11 protein-coding genes are annotated in these 14,789 nt (G+C 47.3%); 4 read left to right on the top strand and 7 right to left on the bottom strand.

Going from position 1 to position 14,789, the window contains the following annotated elements:
• Window position 1: 1 nt before the first annotated feature.
• From ACFOWX_RS08655 to ACFOWX_RS08675, 5 genes are all read right to left on the bottom strand, one after another.
• Window positions 2-1,099 (bottom strand): hypothetical protein, encoded by a 1,098-nt coding sequence (locus tag ACFOWX_RS08655; RefSeq protein ID WP_381423207.1) that lies wholly within the window; start codon window positions 1,097-1,099, stop codon window positions 2-4.
• Between the two features lie 111 nt (window positions 1,100-1,210).
• Window positions 1,211-2,335, bottom strand: coding sequence for a DegT/DnrJ/EryC1/StrS family aminotransferase (locus tag ACFOWX_RS08660; RefSeq protein ID WP_381423209.1), 1,125 nt, complete (start codon window positions 2,333-2,335; stop codon window positions 1,211-1,213).
• An 8-nt stretch (window positions 2,336-2,343) separates the two neighbouring features.
• Complete coding sequence (locus ACFOWX_RS08665; protein WP_381423210.1) at window positions 2,344-3,264, bottom strand: hypothetical protein; 921 nt, start codon at window positions 3,262-3,264, stop codon at window positions 2,344-2,346.
• Between the two features lie 6 nt (window positions 3,265-3,270).
• Entirely contained in the window at window positions 3,271-4,260 is a 990-nt protein-coding gene (locus ACFOWX_RS08670; RefSeq protein ID WP_381423212.1) for a Gfo/Idh/MocA family protein, read from the bottom strand.
• The gene (locus ACFOWX_RS08675; RefSeq protein ID WP_381423214.1) at window positions 4,260-5,552 is read right to left on the bottom strand and encodes a nucleotide sugar dehydrogenase; all 1,293 of its coding nucleotides are present in this window, start codon (window positions 5,550-5,552) and stop codon (window positions 4,260-4,262) included. Before ACFOWX_RS08675 ends, ACFOWX_RS08670 begins: the two co-directional genes overlap by 1 nt.
• A gap of 344 nt (window positions 5,553-5,896) precedes the next feature.
• On the opposite strand from ACFOWX_RS08675, the gene ACFOWX_RS08680 reads away from it, so the two are divergent.
• Genes ACFOWX_RS08680 through ACFOWX_RS08690 form a run of 3 tightly spaced genes read left to right on the top strand, consistent with a single transcriptional unit; the run spans window position 5,897 to window position 10,031 of the window.
• A complete protein-coding gene (locus ACFOWX_RS08680; RefSeq protein ID WP_381423216.1) occupies window positions 5,897-6,604 on the top strand; it encodes a polysaccharide biosynthesis/export family protein in 708 nt (235 codons plus the stop codon).
• A gap of 7 nt (window positions 6,605-6,611) precedes the next feature.
• The gene (locus ACFOWX_RS08685) at window positions 6,612-8,828 is read left to right on the top strand and encodes a GumC family protein (RefSeq protein ID WP_381423218.1); all 2,217 of its coding nucleotides are present in this window, start codon (window positions 6,612-6,614) and stop codon (window positions 8,826-8,828) included.
• Window positions 8,829-8,840: 12 nt separating this feature from the next.
• A complete protein-coding gene (locus ACFOWX_RS08690; protein WP_381423220.1) occupies window positions 8,841-10,031 on the top strand; it encodes a hypothetical protein in 1,191 nt (396 codons plus the stop codon).
• Window positions 10,032-10,230: 199 nt separating this feature from the next.
• Here ACFOWX_RS08690 and ACFOWX_RS08695 read toward each other — a convergent pair whose 3' ends face one another.
• Window positions 10,231-11,658, bottom strand: a complete 1,428-nt coding sequence (locus ACFOWX_RS08695; protein ID WP_381423221.1) for an O-antigen ligase family protein — start codon at window positions 11,656-11,658, stop codon at window positions 10,231-10,233.
• A gap of 88 nt (window positions 11,659-11,746) precedes the next feature.
• Window positions 11,747-13,393: a polysaccharide biosynthesis protein gene (locus ACFOWX_RS08700; RefSeq protein ID WP_381423222.1), complete on the bottom strand. Its 1,647-nt coding sequence runs from the start codon at window positions 13,391-13,393 to the stop codon at window positions 11,747-11,749.
• Between the two features lie 466 nt (window positions 13,394-13,859).
• Here ACFOWX_RS08700 and ACFOWX_RS08705 point away from each other — a divergent pair, with 466 nt between their 5' ends.
• Window positions 13,860-14,768: a hypothetical protein gene (locus tag ACFOWX_RS08705; RefSeq protein WP_381423224.1), complete on the top strand. Its 909-nt coding sequence runs from the start codon at window positions 13,860-13,862 to the stop codon at window positions 14,766-14,768.
• Window positions 14,769-14,789 lie beyond the last annotated feature (21 nt).

Here is a 14,789-nt window from a genome sequence, read left to right on the forward strand (position 1 = left end):
ATCAAATGGTCGCCCCTTGGAATAAATACCCTATTAAAATATAAGCGAAGCTCATGATCATGCAGTAATAAATATAGTATTTCCTATGGTCTCCGGGTAACAAATAATTTAATAAAATAGGCATCAAAAAAACATAATATCTAAAAGATTGGATTGACGGCACAAATTGTATAACAAGTATGAATGTAATTATAAAAGAAAAAAAGTAATTATATATTTCTTTCTTTTCACCTAAATTCAAAAAATTTCTCATAATATAAGTATATACAAAAATATAATCGATAATTATGCCAAATACTGCCGCTGTTCCACCTAAATAAACAAAAGAAACACCTAAAATTCCAAAGCTAATCACCAATGAGTCTCTGTATACCTCATTGGAATCCTGAATAGAAGATAGAGTAGATCCTTCTACCCCAACAATGGCTCCGTAAAACTCTTCCAATAAACCACCTGTGGCTTGACTAAATACGAAAAATGCGAACAATAATGCGGCGGTCACCTTCACATTTACTCTAAAACCTTGAACCAAGCTGAAAAATATTAAAGTGGTGATAAAGCTACGATCAACAAAAATAAGAAATAAAGATAAAATAATCGGCAGGAAAAGCTTCTTATAGCTCAAAGCATATACGCCCAATGCTATCGAAATAACGTGAAATACAACTTGATTGTTAACAGAGGTAAGAAAAAATAAGCTAGAGGGCCACATTAAAGACAGTATGAAAATTTGCCATTTATCTTTTCTGGTAATAGCGAGGCAAATAGCTATGACGGCAAATATCATTATCGCATTTTTGAACTTAAGTTCTCGATAGCAATCAATGCCTGATAAAATTTGATACTGAAATTTATTCGTGCCGAAAATTCCGCTCGGCAAAGAGGTATAACTAAAGCCGCAGTCTGTTCCTTGCAGCCAATTGAGGGTTCGCAGATACAAATTGTCCGAGCTGTGCAGTGTCGATATTTTATATATCTCATCTGGCCAATTGAGCGGCGGATATAGCAGCGAGAATACAATGATGAGGGCAAATAACACGCACAATAATGCAACCCATGAATCGGCTCGGCTCAGCTTGCGTGCATTGCGCCTAATCATCGAGCTGCCGAGTTGACTAGGCACACGGCTAATCGTTGACCGATGGAGACCGCGCGCCCGCTGAGCATTAGAGGTATGCTGTTCATCACCACAAGGCTCCAGCCTATAACATCAGCGCGGAATTGCTTTGATTACGGCATCAATAACTCGGTTTTGATCATCACTCTGCATATAGGGGTGCATCGGCAAGCTAAAAACACGGTTGCTCAAGGATTCACTATGAGGAAGTCCCTCAGGGTCGGATGGATAAGCCGAATAAGCGGTCTGCTGGTGGAGAGGGCGCGGATAATAGACGGCCGTCGGGATACCGTCGTCCTTCAAACGAGACATGATCGTTTCACGGTCCTGCCCTTCCCCACAAGTCACAGTATATTGTGCCCAGACAGAAACCATATTATCGGGAACCGATGGCGTTTTAATAATATCAGCTAAAGCCGCCTGATATCTGTTTGCGACCACTTGTCGCTTTTCAATCTCTTCGGCATACACTGACAGCTTCTCTAGCAATATGGCAGCTTGCAGTGTATCTAGGCGGGAATTTATACCCACCCGCTCATTATCGTATTTGTGCGATCCCTTGCCATGAACCCGATAACTTTTCACGAGATCAGCAAGGTCGTCGTCATTGGTAAAAATAGCGCCGCCGTCACCATAACATCCCAGCGGCTTGGCCGGGAAGAATGACGTTGTTGCCATCTTACCAATAGAACCGGTTTTGCGCCCTTTATAGTCGGCTCCAAAACCCTGAGCACTGTCGGCTAAAACCCAGAGGCCTTCGGCGGACGCAATAGCTTCTATCGCGTCATAATCAGCAGGCAGTCCAAAAAGATCGACAGCAACAACACCTGTTGGCCGAAGCCCAAGCTCTTTTGCTGCCGCGATAGCTCGCTCGAGACTTTTGACGCAGATATTAAAAGTGTCTGGTACAATGTCTACAAATATTGGAGTAGCACCCATCATTGGAACGATTTCCGCTGTAGAGGCAAAAGTAAAACTTGGGCAGAATATGGCATCACCGGGCATAACCCCCATCGCCATCATTGCCAGCTGCAATGCGTCCGTCCCGTTTGCACAACCAAGAGCGTGTTTTACGCCGCAAAATTCCGCAAGACGCATTTCCAATTCACCGACCTCAGGCCCCATTATATATCCGCCGTGAGAAAGGACATCGGCAATCCGTTTATCCAGTCCTTTGCGAATATATTGCTGTTGTGCGGCAAGATCTATAAATTGCATATTGGCCTCTAACGAATTGATTTAATGAAATTGATCCACTTGGTATGTGGAAGTGCAAAGTTACCTGTTACTCGGCTATCTTCAGCCACATCCTTCACCGTAACGGCGCCAAGCGTGACTGTCGATCTCTCGCCAAGGGTGATGCCATTGCTGACCGTCGCATTTGGTCCAATATAGCTGCCTTCACCAATGACAACGCGGCCGCAAACGGTGGCACAGGCAACTATTTTCGCGCGCCGCCCGACATGGCAATCGTGCGCTAAATGCACCAAGTTATCAATAGCTGCTTCGTCCTCAATGACTGTGAAGCCGCCGAATGTTGCCCGAACGATTGTGGTAGATGACAAAATCACAACATCTTTCCCAATCAATACGCCGCCACTTTGTTTCAAAAGACGCTGCGGCCCCGGGCCAGGTTTCATATCATAAGCCTCACAGCCCACTACCGTGCCCGGCCCAATAGAACTGTTCGCGCCGATAATTGTCCTCTCGCAAATCACTGCATTTGGGCCAATCACGCATCCCTCGGCGATCTTTACATTATTCTCTGCCACTACCGCGGAAGGATGTATTTTCGCCGAAGCGTCTATCTGTGATGGAAAGTTAGCCCACTGAAATTCAGGGATTTCGATTAGATATTCATGGATGTCCATAATCCTGGCGTAGGGATCCGAGCAAATCGCCAAACCGAAATGATTTGGGATTTTCGCAGCAACTTCTGGGGTTGCAATTACACCTTCTACGCCTTCAGCATTTTCCAGCTCTTGCAGATGCCGCTCACTGCTAACACTGACAAGGCGGCGATCAAGTCTGGACGGCAATTTACCAACATAGGCAAAGGCGAAATCTCGAACTATCTCTAGGTCGGCGCCAAGGTCCGCCCGGTCTGAAACTACAGTCGAGAGCGTTATAGTTTTTTTCGTAAACATCTGGATCTAAGATTCTTTCTGCTTCAAGATATTCTCCGTCAAACAAACTTCCGCTGCAGCAAGAACACGCAAGACCGCCAAACCCTCTTCGCCACTCGTTCGCGGACTACATTTTCCTGCAATGGCGTCGACGAAATGCTGACATTCATTTTTCAGCGGTTCGCTATGCGGAACTATTTCGTAAGATAACTCGCCCTTGATGGGAACAGACTGACCCGATATTTCTGTCTCTTGTATCTGATGCGGATAGAATGCAAGTTTCATATGCCAATCCGGCTGCGAATCTTCGAAAACGAGCGAACCTTTTTCGCCAATTATGACCAGTCGCTGTTCCTTAAACGGATGCAACCAAGACACTTGCACATGAGCTTTCAGCCCGGAAGCAAACGACATCTGAGCGGTACACCAATCGGCAACTCCAGGAGTTACATAATCCATTCCCTGCGCCGTGACTGCGACTGGTTCTTCGGCGGCAATGGCGAGTATCATCGAAATGTCATGAGGCGCAAACGACCACAGCACATTTTCTTCAACCCGGAATTTTCCAAGACTCATCCTATTCGAATAAATATATCTTAACGCGCCAACTGCGCCTTCACGAACCATTTGAAGACATTTCAAAAATACCGGATGATATTGCAACAAATGCCCAACCATCAGCGTTCGATCATGCTTGCGCGCCAGCGATATCAACTGCTCTGCGTCAGCAACACTCAGTGCGAGGGGTTTTTCAACATAACAATGCTTACCCGCTTCCATAATCCGCGCGGCTTGCGCGCCATGCAGCTCAGCCGGAGTGGCCAAGGCAATGCCATCAATTGACTCATCGGCCAGTATTTCGTCAAATCCGCGAGCCTCAACGCCAAATTTGGCAGCCATGTCAGCCGCCACAGCCGGGTTATCATCAACAACCGCAGCTAAATTTCCGATTTCAAAAAAATTTCGAGCAAGATTTTTGCCCCAGTAACCGCAGCCAACTTGCGCTATTTTAATCATTATGCTCGCCAAACCCGATTATTTGTGATGCCACGATATTTGCCCCGACAGTCAACGATAAGCTCTGCATTTTCCAATATCATCTCATAATCAAAATCACTGTGATTGGTAAGCAAAAGGACTGCATCAAAACTTTTTAATGTGTCAGGAGTAAGCTCAACCGAAGATAAATCAAAACTATGCTCGCGCATTTTTGGAAATTTGGGAACATTTGGATCTGAGTAGGAAATATCAGCGCCTAGCTCACGAAGCCGCTCCATTACAAAAACGGAGGGGCTTTCTCTCATGTCATCAATATCTGGTTTGTAAGCAATACCCAAAGCTAACACCCGCGAACCTCGCAACGATTTCTGCTTATCGTTAAGCGCTTCCATCAAGCGAGTGACGACATATTGCGGCATCCCAGCATTGATTTCTCCGGCCAGCTCTATGAAGCGTGTATGCACCCCAAATTCGCGCGCTTTCCAGGTCAGATAGAATGGATCGATGGGAATACAATGCCCTCCAATTCCTGGACCGGGATAATAGGCTTGAAACCCAAATGGCTTTGTTGCAGCGGCGGCAATGACCTCGAATATATCAAGTCCCATTTCGTGAGCGACTATTTTGAGTTCATTGACCAAGCCAATATTCACTGACCGGTGGATATTTTCCAAAAGCTTCACCATTTCTGCGGTATCAGCACTGCTCACCGGCACCACGGTGTCGATAAAATGCGAATAAAGCTTCAACGCTGCCTGCAAACAATTTTCGGTCATCCCACCGACTACTTTCGGAATTGTTCGCGTGGTAAAATCTGCATTGCCTGGGTCTTCACGCTCAGGTGAATAGGCTAGGAAAAAATTCTCTCCGATATGTAAACCTGCTCGCTCCACAAATGGCGCGAGTATTTCCCTTGTGGTGCCCGGCCAGGTGGTACTCTCAAGTGAGAGGAGTTGACCTTCCCTAAAATAGGGAGCGATGGATTCCATAGTAGCGGTCACAAAACTCAAATCAGGCTCTCGCGTCTTACCAAGCGGCGTCGGAACACAGATTATCAACGCATCACACTCTTTGCTCCTTGCAAAGTCTGTGGTTGCGGCAAAACCAGAGTTTAAAGCATCGGCGATAGATGTGTCATCAAAATGCTTTATTGGACTGCGCCCCGCGTTCAAATTGTCCACGCGAGCTTCGTCGATATCGAATCCTAAAACTTCCAGACCAGCTTCGCAAACTCTCAGGGCAAGAGGTATCCCAACATAACCAAGGCCCAAAATTCCAACCTTTGTTATTCGGTGGCCTGACTTTGACATAAATGCACGGTCCTTTAACATGATTTTTGCGGCTGTCGGAAACAGTGTCGCGACGCCCAATTTTTTGATTCCGCTATCCAGAGCGCTAGCCTCTAGTTAGATCGCAGATCGAAGACAAGCCAATTTGCTATTTTACGGGCATGTCATCCCGCATCGCAATACCATCGGATAGTTGGCCCGGTAATCGAAAGGTTCCCACAAAACCATGGGCATATGCTTATACGACAAAGCAAAAAACTGAGGAATTGGGTGCAGCTTTCCGGTCGGTCGTTTGACGGATTACAGGTTTACCTTGTCATTAAGTTCGTCTAACCGGTCGTGAAAAGCTTTGAAGGTGATAGTTAATGAGATCTGCAATATTCTTGTTTTTTGCAGTCGCTCTTTTGTCGGCATGCGGGGGCAATGCCGAGATCGGGCTAAGTCCAAACGTGAATGTGGTTGCGGCGGATGCGCTGCCTGAACCCAGCCGCTCCGACATGCTGACCGATACGCGTCCCTATTTAATTGGACCGTTTGACAAGCTTAAGATTGATGTTTTCGGAATTGAAGAGTTGACACGAGAAGTGCAGATAGACGCGAGTGGGCGTCTTTCATTCCCCCTTGTTGGTGTGGTCGATGCATCCGGACTGACACCTGGAGAGCTTGCTGATAAAATTGAAGACCGCCTTCGTGGGCAGTATGTCCGTAATCCGGATGTCACGGTGAATTTGGATGAGACTGTTAGTCAGGTAGTCACCGTAGATGGCCAAGTTCAAAAACCCGGTTCTTATCCCGTCATCGGGCGGATGACTTTGATGCGGGCCGTTGCTAACGCGGGGGGAACCGCTGAATTTGCAAAATTGGATGATGTCGTCATCTTTCGGAAAGTGAATGGGCAGCAACTCGCCGGGCTGTATAACCTTAAAGCCATAAGGCGTGGCAATTATGAAGATCCGAACGTGTTTGCCAATGATGTTATTATCGTCGGCGATTCCAGCGCTCGAAGGCTTTTCAAAGATTTGATCACAGCCTCACCGCTATTAACTACGCCCCTTATCATTTTATTCCGGTAAACGGATTGTGAAAGAAAATACCATTACCGACATGACTCAAAAAAGTCCCCAAATCCCATATGACTCGCAACCGTATGCGTCTTTGGACGAAACACCGTTAATCTTTCAATATTGGCAGGCGTTGCTTCGTCATAAATTTGCGATGTTGGCGATTATTACACTGTGCCTAGCGGCTGGTGTAATCGTGACGTTGCTCACGACGCCTTATTACACGGCGGGATCGCGAATCGAAATTAACAGGGAACAAGATAAAGTAACCAATGTTGAAGGGTTACAATCAGAAGGGGTTGGTCAGAATCTTGAGTTTTATCAAACGCAATATTCTTTGCTGGAAGCACGTTCGCTCGCTGATCGCGTAGTCCGTTCGGAGCGATTAGCTTCTGACACTAAGTTTTTTGATGTGTTTGGGATTGATGTTGAGCAATCTGGTATAATCACAGGCGGACAAAAAACCACAGGAGCAAGTCCATCAGCTGCTGAGAGAAATAGGCGAACCAAGCTAGCTGCGGATATCTTATTACAAAATATCAATATCGCGCCAATTCGCGGTTCCAGTTTGGTCGATATTAAATTTAACAGCCCAAGTCCCGGTCTTTCTGCGAGAATTGCAAATCGCTGGGTTGATGAATTTATTGCATCAAATATGGATCGGCGCTTTGGCTCAAGCGCGGAAGCGCGGCAGTTTCTGGAGAAGCAATTGGCGATCCTGAAGCAGCGGCTGGAGGACTCAGAACGCGAACTGGCGTCTTATGCAGACGAAAAGCAAATTGTGACGCTGACGTCCGAACAGAATGCAGAAGGCCGAACGATATCTCAAAAAACATTGTCCTCTTCCAGTTTGGAGGCTCTGAACGAAGCTCTGGCTAATGCGGTTGCTGAACGTATTGCTGCTCAAAATGAGGCGCGGCAAAGAGCAGGAGATAAAAACGCTCTGTCGAACTCAGCGCTCAACAACTTGCGGGAAGAGCGAGCCGCTGCTCAGGCGGAATATGATAAGCTTATGGTTCAGTTCGAACCCGGTTATCCGGCAGCACGTGCGATTGCCTCAAAAATATCATCACTGACCCGAAGCATTGCAGCCGAAGAGTCTCGTTCAAGAACCGGCACCAATGCCCGCTATAACGAAGCCCTCGGACGAGAGCAGCAACTGCGCGCTGAGGTCAATAAGCTGAAAGCCGAATTCGGCGGGGAACGAAGAGACGCGATACAGTTTGGGATTTTCCAGCGAGAAGTGGATACCAACAGGCAGCTTTATGATGGATTGCTGCAGCGTTACAAAGAAATAGGCGTAGCTGGTGTGGGTAGCAACAATATTTCGATTGTTGATAGGGCGGAGCCACCAACCAAACCATCAAGCCCAGTTCTGTTATTGAATATTGCGTTATCGCTTTTGGCCGGGCTTGGTGTTGCGGCGTTGTATGTGTTTCTTCGGGAGCAGATGGATCAAACGATCCGCGATCCCGCCGATGTTAGGACGAGGCTTGGCGTTTCCCCATTGGGAGCCATACCCGCGTTTGAAAAAGGCGACGTTATTGAAATGCTGCAGGATAAAAAGTCTCCCGCGTGGGAAGCCTATTTGTCCATCAGCACCAGCCTATCTTTCTTAACGGAGCACGGCGTTCCAAGATCATTTTTATTGTCCAGTACCAGGCCGAATGAAGGTAAGAGTACGTCTTCGATCGCATTGGCCGCTGTTCTGGCAAGCTCAGGCAAACGTATATTGCTCATTGATGGTGATATGCGGAATCCATCGCTTCATCAGTTTGAAGGTATGATAAATAAGGCTGGGCTCAGCAATTACCTGACAGGTAACGATGATATCAATACCCTGATTAGTAAGAGCGAGACGCATGGCTTCGACATAATGACGTCAGGACCAATTCCACCAAATTCAGCTGAATTGCTCGCCGGTAAACGTATGACGGAATTCGTGGAACGGCTTAGACAAGTATACGACGTCGTCATCGTTGATGGCCCGCCCGTCCTAGGATTGGCAGACATACCTTTGCTTGCTGGATCGGTAGAAGGAGTGGTTTACACTATAGAAGCCGGCGGTGCAAAATTGAGGACCATCCAGTCGTCTATGGCGCGGATTCAAGAGTCGGGTGCGCCTATATTTGGCGCAATCGTTACGAAGGTTAGCCAGCAGGGCTCGGGCTACGGCTATGGCTATGCTTATGAGTATAGCTATGGCAAGGATGCGAAAAGTAACAGCGACCTGTGATTGGACAGTAGTATGTTTCGTGCCTTGGTCATTTGGGTGTCCGCTATTGCCCTATCATTGGTAGCGGGCATCACTGCCATTGGGAGCGTATCCAAGAAAAAAGCTCCACAGCTTGCTGTGATGCTACAGCCGGTGAATGGCTTTGCACTTGACACAATGAGCCGCGTCCAGCTTGTCAATGAAATTGGAAAGAGTAACGGCAAATTCCCCGTCTCAATTTCCAGCCAAGAACAATCATTAGCTCAACGAGCATTTAAGTCGGAACCATTCAGCATTTCGGCCATTGTGGCTCTCGCTGTAGGAGCCTCAACTGCGAGTAATCGAGACAGCTTAATGACCAAGGCCAGTGTCTTAACGCGCAGAGATTCCATGTTATCAGCATGGATGATCGCTGATGCTGCCGAAAAGAATGATTTAGCAAAATTGCTCAAATATTATGACGTGACCATGCGAACTAATGGAGCCTCGCAATCGATATTATTGCCAGAGATCGCAAAGTTGGTCGCAAATGATCGGTTTATCCCGCCTTTGGCAACTGCATTGGAACGAAATCCCAATTGGGCAGATGCATTTTGGCGCACTTTAGTAGGGACTAAATCCTCCCTTAAAAACGCTGTGCTGTTGCGCCGGGCGCTAACGGGCCCTGCCGCCACAACAGCTCGCAATTCTGATGTGGATTTGATCGCCGCCCTCGTCACGAATTATCATTTTGACACAGCCTACCAACTCTATCGGCAATTAAACAAAGACGCGAAGATAGGCGTTGATGTTTTTTCTTCCGGTTCTGGCGGATCGGGTCCCTATGCTCCGATCGACTGGCAACTGAACTCCAACGGGCAATATGGAGCGCAAATAGTAAATGGGAAGCTGGAAATAAGCGCTACAGCCAATTCCGGAGGCGAGTTTGCCAAGCGCTTAATGGAGATTTCTCCAGGCAGATATGATGTCGTAACAGGGATAGAAAATTTTAATGATCAAGATGCTTTGTTAAATATGCATATCTCGTGTGCAGAAACAAAACAAAATGGGGCTAAAGAATGGAAAATGAAACTTGGCTCAGGCATGAATCGCCAAGATTTCGTAGCTCCGGCCAATTTATGCACCTATTATTGGGTGAAACTAAAAGGCGCCTCGGGCACCACTGATTTAGATGCTGTGATAAACAAGATTGAGCTAGTCTCGGCGTCATCTGCCAGCAACTGATAGGTTGGACTTGCGCCGGTTTTGCCGCCGACGAGTTGAGCGTTAAAAACCCTGACGAAACCTACGACTGCGGCGCAGAGGTCAGCATTGGCTGCCATCGCCAATCGCCGCGCCGCCGGCAAAGCTCCTTCAGCCAAAAATTCACGCCAACAAGGCGGCTGCGCGACACGCTCACCCATTTGCCCAGCGATTGCGATTGTCAATCAGGGTCAGGAGCGGGAGCTTTTCTCGAACAATCCGCAAAAATGGCCAGCATGATGGCACAAACCAACATGATCGACGGCACTCTTGCTGGATAATCGCCAACACTTCCCGCAGCCACAAAAAGCAACGAACATAGCGACAGGATTGCTACATATCGGTCATTTGAGAGGGTTTTCCAATCTCTCAAAATAATAATCGTTCGCCGGCTTATCCAACCTATTGCGAATACCAAAATGAACAATCCCGGCAGTCCAGCCTCTATAACGAACTCTAACCAATCATTATGGGCCCGGTTGAGATAAGCCGGAGCGAGCAAGTCCAAAGGTTCGTGGATTGGATACACATGCTGAAAAGCCCCAAATCCGATCCCGAACGGAAAATATTCTCGCGCCATGGATATTAATATCGGCAAAAGCTCGCTTCTAAGTTCAGTAATATCTCCATCCGCGAATAAGCGATCCAACGCCAAGGAGCGTGAAAATAGCAGGCTCATACTCGCAACCGCCAAAATACCCGTTACAGATAGCACGATAGTCAGATTGCGGCGGCTGACAAAGCGGCCTGATCTCGGGTGCGTACGAACTGTTTTAGTTACATTATCAGGGCTAGAAAAAAGCCAAAATGCGATTGGGATCGCGGCAACAGACAAAATCAACCCCGCGCGGGAACCTGTTACTAAAACCAATGGTATGACCGCGACGACACCCCCGAATGCCGCAAAAATTTTGAAACTGGCGCTTTCCTTCGATTTGTTGGTCGAACCAGCATACCAACCCAATAACAAGATTAGCATTGCCAACAAAACGGCCTGATGATTGCGATTCGCAAAAAAACCAACAGCAGAACCGTAGTTAGTAATGCGATAGAGATAGAGGGAACTGCGAGCAGGCCCGGTAATCTGCGCAATCGCCAGAAGCACGCTCAGCGATATCATAATGATGATTACAATGATGGCTCGCTTACGCATATGTGTTGGCAAATTTAAATATAAAAAAACCGAGGCGAGCGGCACAAATAACGACATTAAACTGTTCACGGTCCGAGAGGGTGACAAGGTCAGCGGCCGCCATGGTTGTGCCATCCCCGCCAGATCAGCTATGTCTGCGAAAATTTTTCGCCCCGGAAACTGTGCCCAAACCGATGGTGGAAGCGGCACAAGTTGCAAAATCATAAGAGCGACTAAAGCCAAAATTAGATAGACAGGGAAAAGCCGTCCCTTCCAACTCGAATAATCTGCGACCGATAGAGCATAGGCTGCGAATAGCACCGATAACGGGCGCAGTATGACAAGCGACTGGATATCGTCCCGGGAACTGCCCCCGGTCAGAAAAACCAGCGCAACAAATGAGCAAAAGGCATAAAATCGCGCCCTTGGGCTTGCAAGCGACTGTCGCAATTTGGCAGTTATCTTGGTGATGTTCATTTTCGTAATCTCAAATCCAGCACCGTCTAGATTATATTTTCAGATAATTCAGCAACGATGCTTTCTGGTATAAAGAAACATCTTCAACCTAATTTTCGGATACCCGCTCATGAATCATATGATTGAATTCGGGAACCAATTTTTTCAATATAATTAGCGCCGGTTCGGCCAACCCAGAAATTAGGTGGGTGTCAAGTTCATCTATATGTTTTTTGAGTTCGTCCCATTTCAGATAATGCTCGCTCGCCATCATTATTTTGGGATGCCCGCTTGGCTTGGGATTATCTCCTATCAGCAATTCTTCGTATAATTTTTCCCCCGGCCTCAACCCAACTTCAATAATCTCAATATCGCCGTCTGGATGAGACGCAGTTCGAAGCGTCCGGCCCGACAAGTGTATCATACTCTCGGCAAGATCGGCGATACGGACAGGTTCGCCCATATCAAGCAAAAAAACTTCTCCACCATCAGCCATTCCGGCTGCCTGTATGACCAACTGCGACGCTTCAGGTATTGTCATAAAATATCGTGTTATTTTCCGATCGGTCAAAGTCACCGGACCGCCCGCTTCAATCTGCTGCAAGAAGCGGGGCACAACAGAACCACTTGAACCGAGCACATTGCCAAAGCGAACCATTGAAAATTTAGTGTCGCTACCCCGCGCTGCCATCGCCTGCAAAATGAGCTCACAACAACGCTTAGTCGTTCCCATAATGTTGGTTGGGCGTACCGCCTTGTCTGTGCTGATCAGAATGAACTTTTCAACGCCCGCAGCTTCAGCTTCAACAGCGGTGTGTAATGTCCCATAAATGTTGTTTCGGATTCCTGATAACGGATTAGCCTCGATTAACGGAACATGTTTATAGGCCGCAGAATGGAAAACAATCTGAGGCCTCCATTTTCGGAACAACCTAGCTATTTGCTCGCGGTCAGCGACATTGACCAACTCGGCCACGATTTCAACGGCCGCTGTTTCGTCAAAAATTAGAGCGTCGCGTAATTTTTGGTCGATGCTGTATAATGCAACTTCGGATATTTCTGCCAATATGATCCGCAGCGGTTTGTGTTTCAATATCTGCACACATAACTCGCTTCCGATCGAGCCGCCCGCGCCCGTTACGACAACAGTTTTACCAGCAACTGCCTGCTCCATAAGGGTATCATCAGGCTTGATGGTCATGCGGCCGAGCAAATCTTCCACAGAAATCGCACGCAAGTCATTCATGCTGATATTGCCATTGATCATTTCACTGAGGCTCGGCAAAGTTTTCACTTTGACGGGCAATTTGCTGAGCCGTTCGATGATTGCTTGTTGGACCAAGCGCGATGCATTTGGAATTGCGAGCAGGACGTCACTGACTAACTGCTCAGCAACCACTTGTTCTAGCTTTGCCCCTAAAAACACGGGTTTTTCATTCAGCCGCTGACCCGCCAAATTCGGATTATCGTCGATAAAGCCCATCAAATTCATTGACGGCTCGCTGCGCATGGAAAGCGCCAGTTGTTGACCCGAACTGCCCGCTCCATAGATTAATACGTTGCGCTGCTCGCCATTATGCCGATGCGAGTTTAAGATATCTACGAGTAGGTATCGGAACACAATCCGGCTAATGGCCAGCCCCCCAAAAAACAATATGGGATGCAATAACACCACGGTCCTTGGAATACCGTATATCGACGAAAAGCCGAAAATTGCCGCCAGCGGTAACGCCAAGCCGATCACAGCTTTGCCCAAATTTATGATCGTGCCGGTACCTGCAAAGCGGAAAATTGTTTGATAAACGCCGCTCAAATAGAAGACTGGTAGCCAAAGCAACAAAGCCGCACCGCCAAAAATGGCAACTGGTTTAGACCATAAATCCCATTCTCCTAAGCGAAGGGAAAATGCCACCCAAACGGCAATAGTGCACAGAAATGCGTCTAACAAAACTACGAGCAACCGCTTATATCTGCGTTTTAGCCCTAGCGCTTTGCGCAAAAGCGCGATGAACGTATCAAACATTCGAGAAAACCTTTAAGGCATTTATGTCGAGAATTTTGGTATGAGCGGCATAGACGTAAAATGTTGTCTAGGTCAATAATGGTCCATATCCGATATATAATCATAGCGCCACACCTATGGGCATTCTGCTAAAGCCTATTGCGCGGTAGGCAAGCCGCCATATAACAAGGGGTAATAACTGATCATCTGAAATTGCCCTATGAATTATGCCCTGAAACTGCTGCTGACGGTCTCACCTGTGTTTTTACTGTCGGGATGTGCCGCAGCTTTAATCCCGATCGCATCTACCGCAGTGATCGGTCATAAAGTGTTTGACCGGCCAGCCCTTCAATCTGCTCGTTACAGTCCGGCAACGTCGCAAACCGATATTGTGACGGCGACCACCGGTCGTTCGGCGGTGAAAGGGACGGAGGATCCAAACGAGCTTGGCGCTTCCATTTTTGGCAATAGAGCTGACACCAAGAATGGGGTGAAGATTGTATCGATGCCTAAGTCCAAGGAATTGGGCGAGATTCTATCCCGTTACCCTGTGACTTCTAAGTCAAACCAATTCCAAAAGCTGCTCGATTACGGACTTAGTAGCGCGAATAGTTACATTGAAGGCGGTCAGATCAAATCTGCCATGTTAAAACCGAATTATAGCACCGGCCGTCCCAAGTTTGCAGATTGCGCAGGCCGGCCGCTCGCTGTCACGGTCGATATCGATGCAAACACGGCCGCATTAAACGGTAGCACTTCTCTATTAGATGCCAGTCCCGCGACCCTTAACGATTTAGCGGTCACGCTTTTGCCCTTAAGAGAATCAGGTATTACGGTCATATGGGAGTCAAATAGGCCGACCGAAGACATCGACGAAATTATCAGACGATTAGTCGAGCTGAAAATCAACGATGAAAGAGATTATCTATCGCTTGATCGAGGCACGAATGACAGCAAGCAATTGAGGAAAGCGACTATCTCCGACAATTATTGCATCTTTGCTATGTTGGGCGATCATAGGTCGGATTTCGACGAATTATTCAATTATCTGCGTGATCCGCAATCTTTTACCGAACTCGATTTCATGTTGGGATCGGGTTGGTTCTTATTTGATCTCAACCAAAAATAACAGCCCCCAAGCATAGATATC

It is taken from the genome of Sphingorhabdus arenilitoris, from assembly GCF_042651485.1.
Lineage (GTDB): Bacteria > Pseudomonadota > Alphaproteobacteria > Sphingomonadales > Sphingomonadaceae > Sphingorhabdus_B > Sphingorhabdus_B arenilitoris.

Coding starts and splice junctions, on each gene's coding strand:
- ACFOWX_RS08655 (WP_381423207.1), bottom strand. CDS start 1,099: ATGATTAGGCGCAATGCACGCAAGCTGAGCCGAGCCGATTCATGGGTT.
- ACFOWX_RS08660 (WP_381423209.1), bottom strand. CDS start 2,335: ATGCAATTTATAGATCTTGCCGCACAACAGCAATATATTCGCAAAGGA.
- ACFOWX_RS08665 (WP_381423210.1), bottom strand. CDS start 3,264: ATGTTTACGAAAAAAACTATAACGCTCTCGACTGTAGTTTCAGACCGG.
- ACFOWX_RS08670 (WP_381423212.1), bottom strand. CDS start 4,260: ATGATTAAAATAGCGCAAGTTGGCTGCGGTTACTGGGGCAAAAATCTT.
- ACFOWX_RS08675 (WP_381423214.1), bottom strand. CDS start 5,552: ATGTCAAAGTCAGGCCACCGAATAACAAAGGTTGGAATTTTGGGCCTT.
- ACFOWX_RS08680 (WP_381423216.1), top strand. CDS start 5,897: ATGAGATCTGCAATATTCTTGTTTTTTGCAGTCGCTCTTTTGTCGGCA.
- ACFOWX_RS08690 (WP_381423220.1), top strand. CDS start 8,841: ATGTTTCGTGCCTTGGTCATTTGGGTGTCCGCTATTGCCCTATCATTG.
- ACFOWX_RS08695 (WP_381423221.1), bottom strand. CDS start 11,658: ATGAACATCACCAAGATAACTGCCAAATTGCGACAGTCGCTTGCAAGC.
- ACFOWX_RS08705 (WP_381423224.1), top strand. CDS start 13,860: ATGAATTATGCCCTGAAACTGCTGCTGACGGTCTCACCTGTGTTTTTA.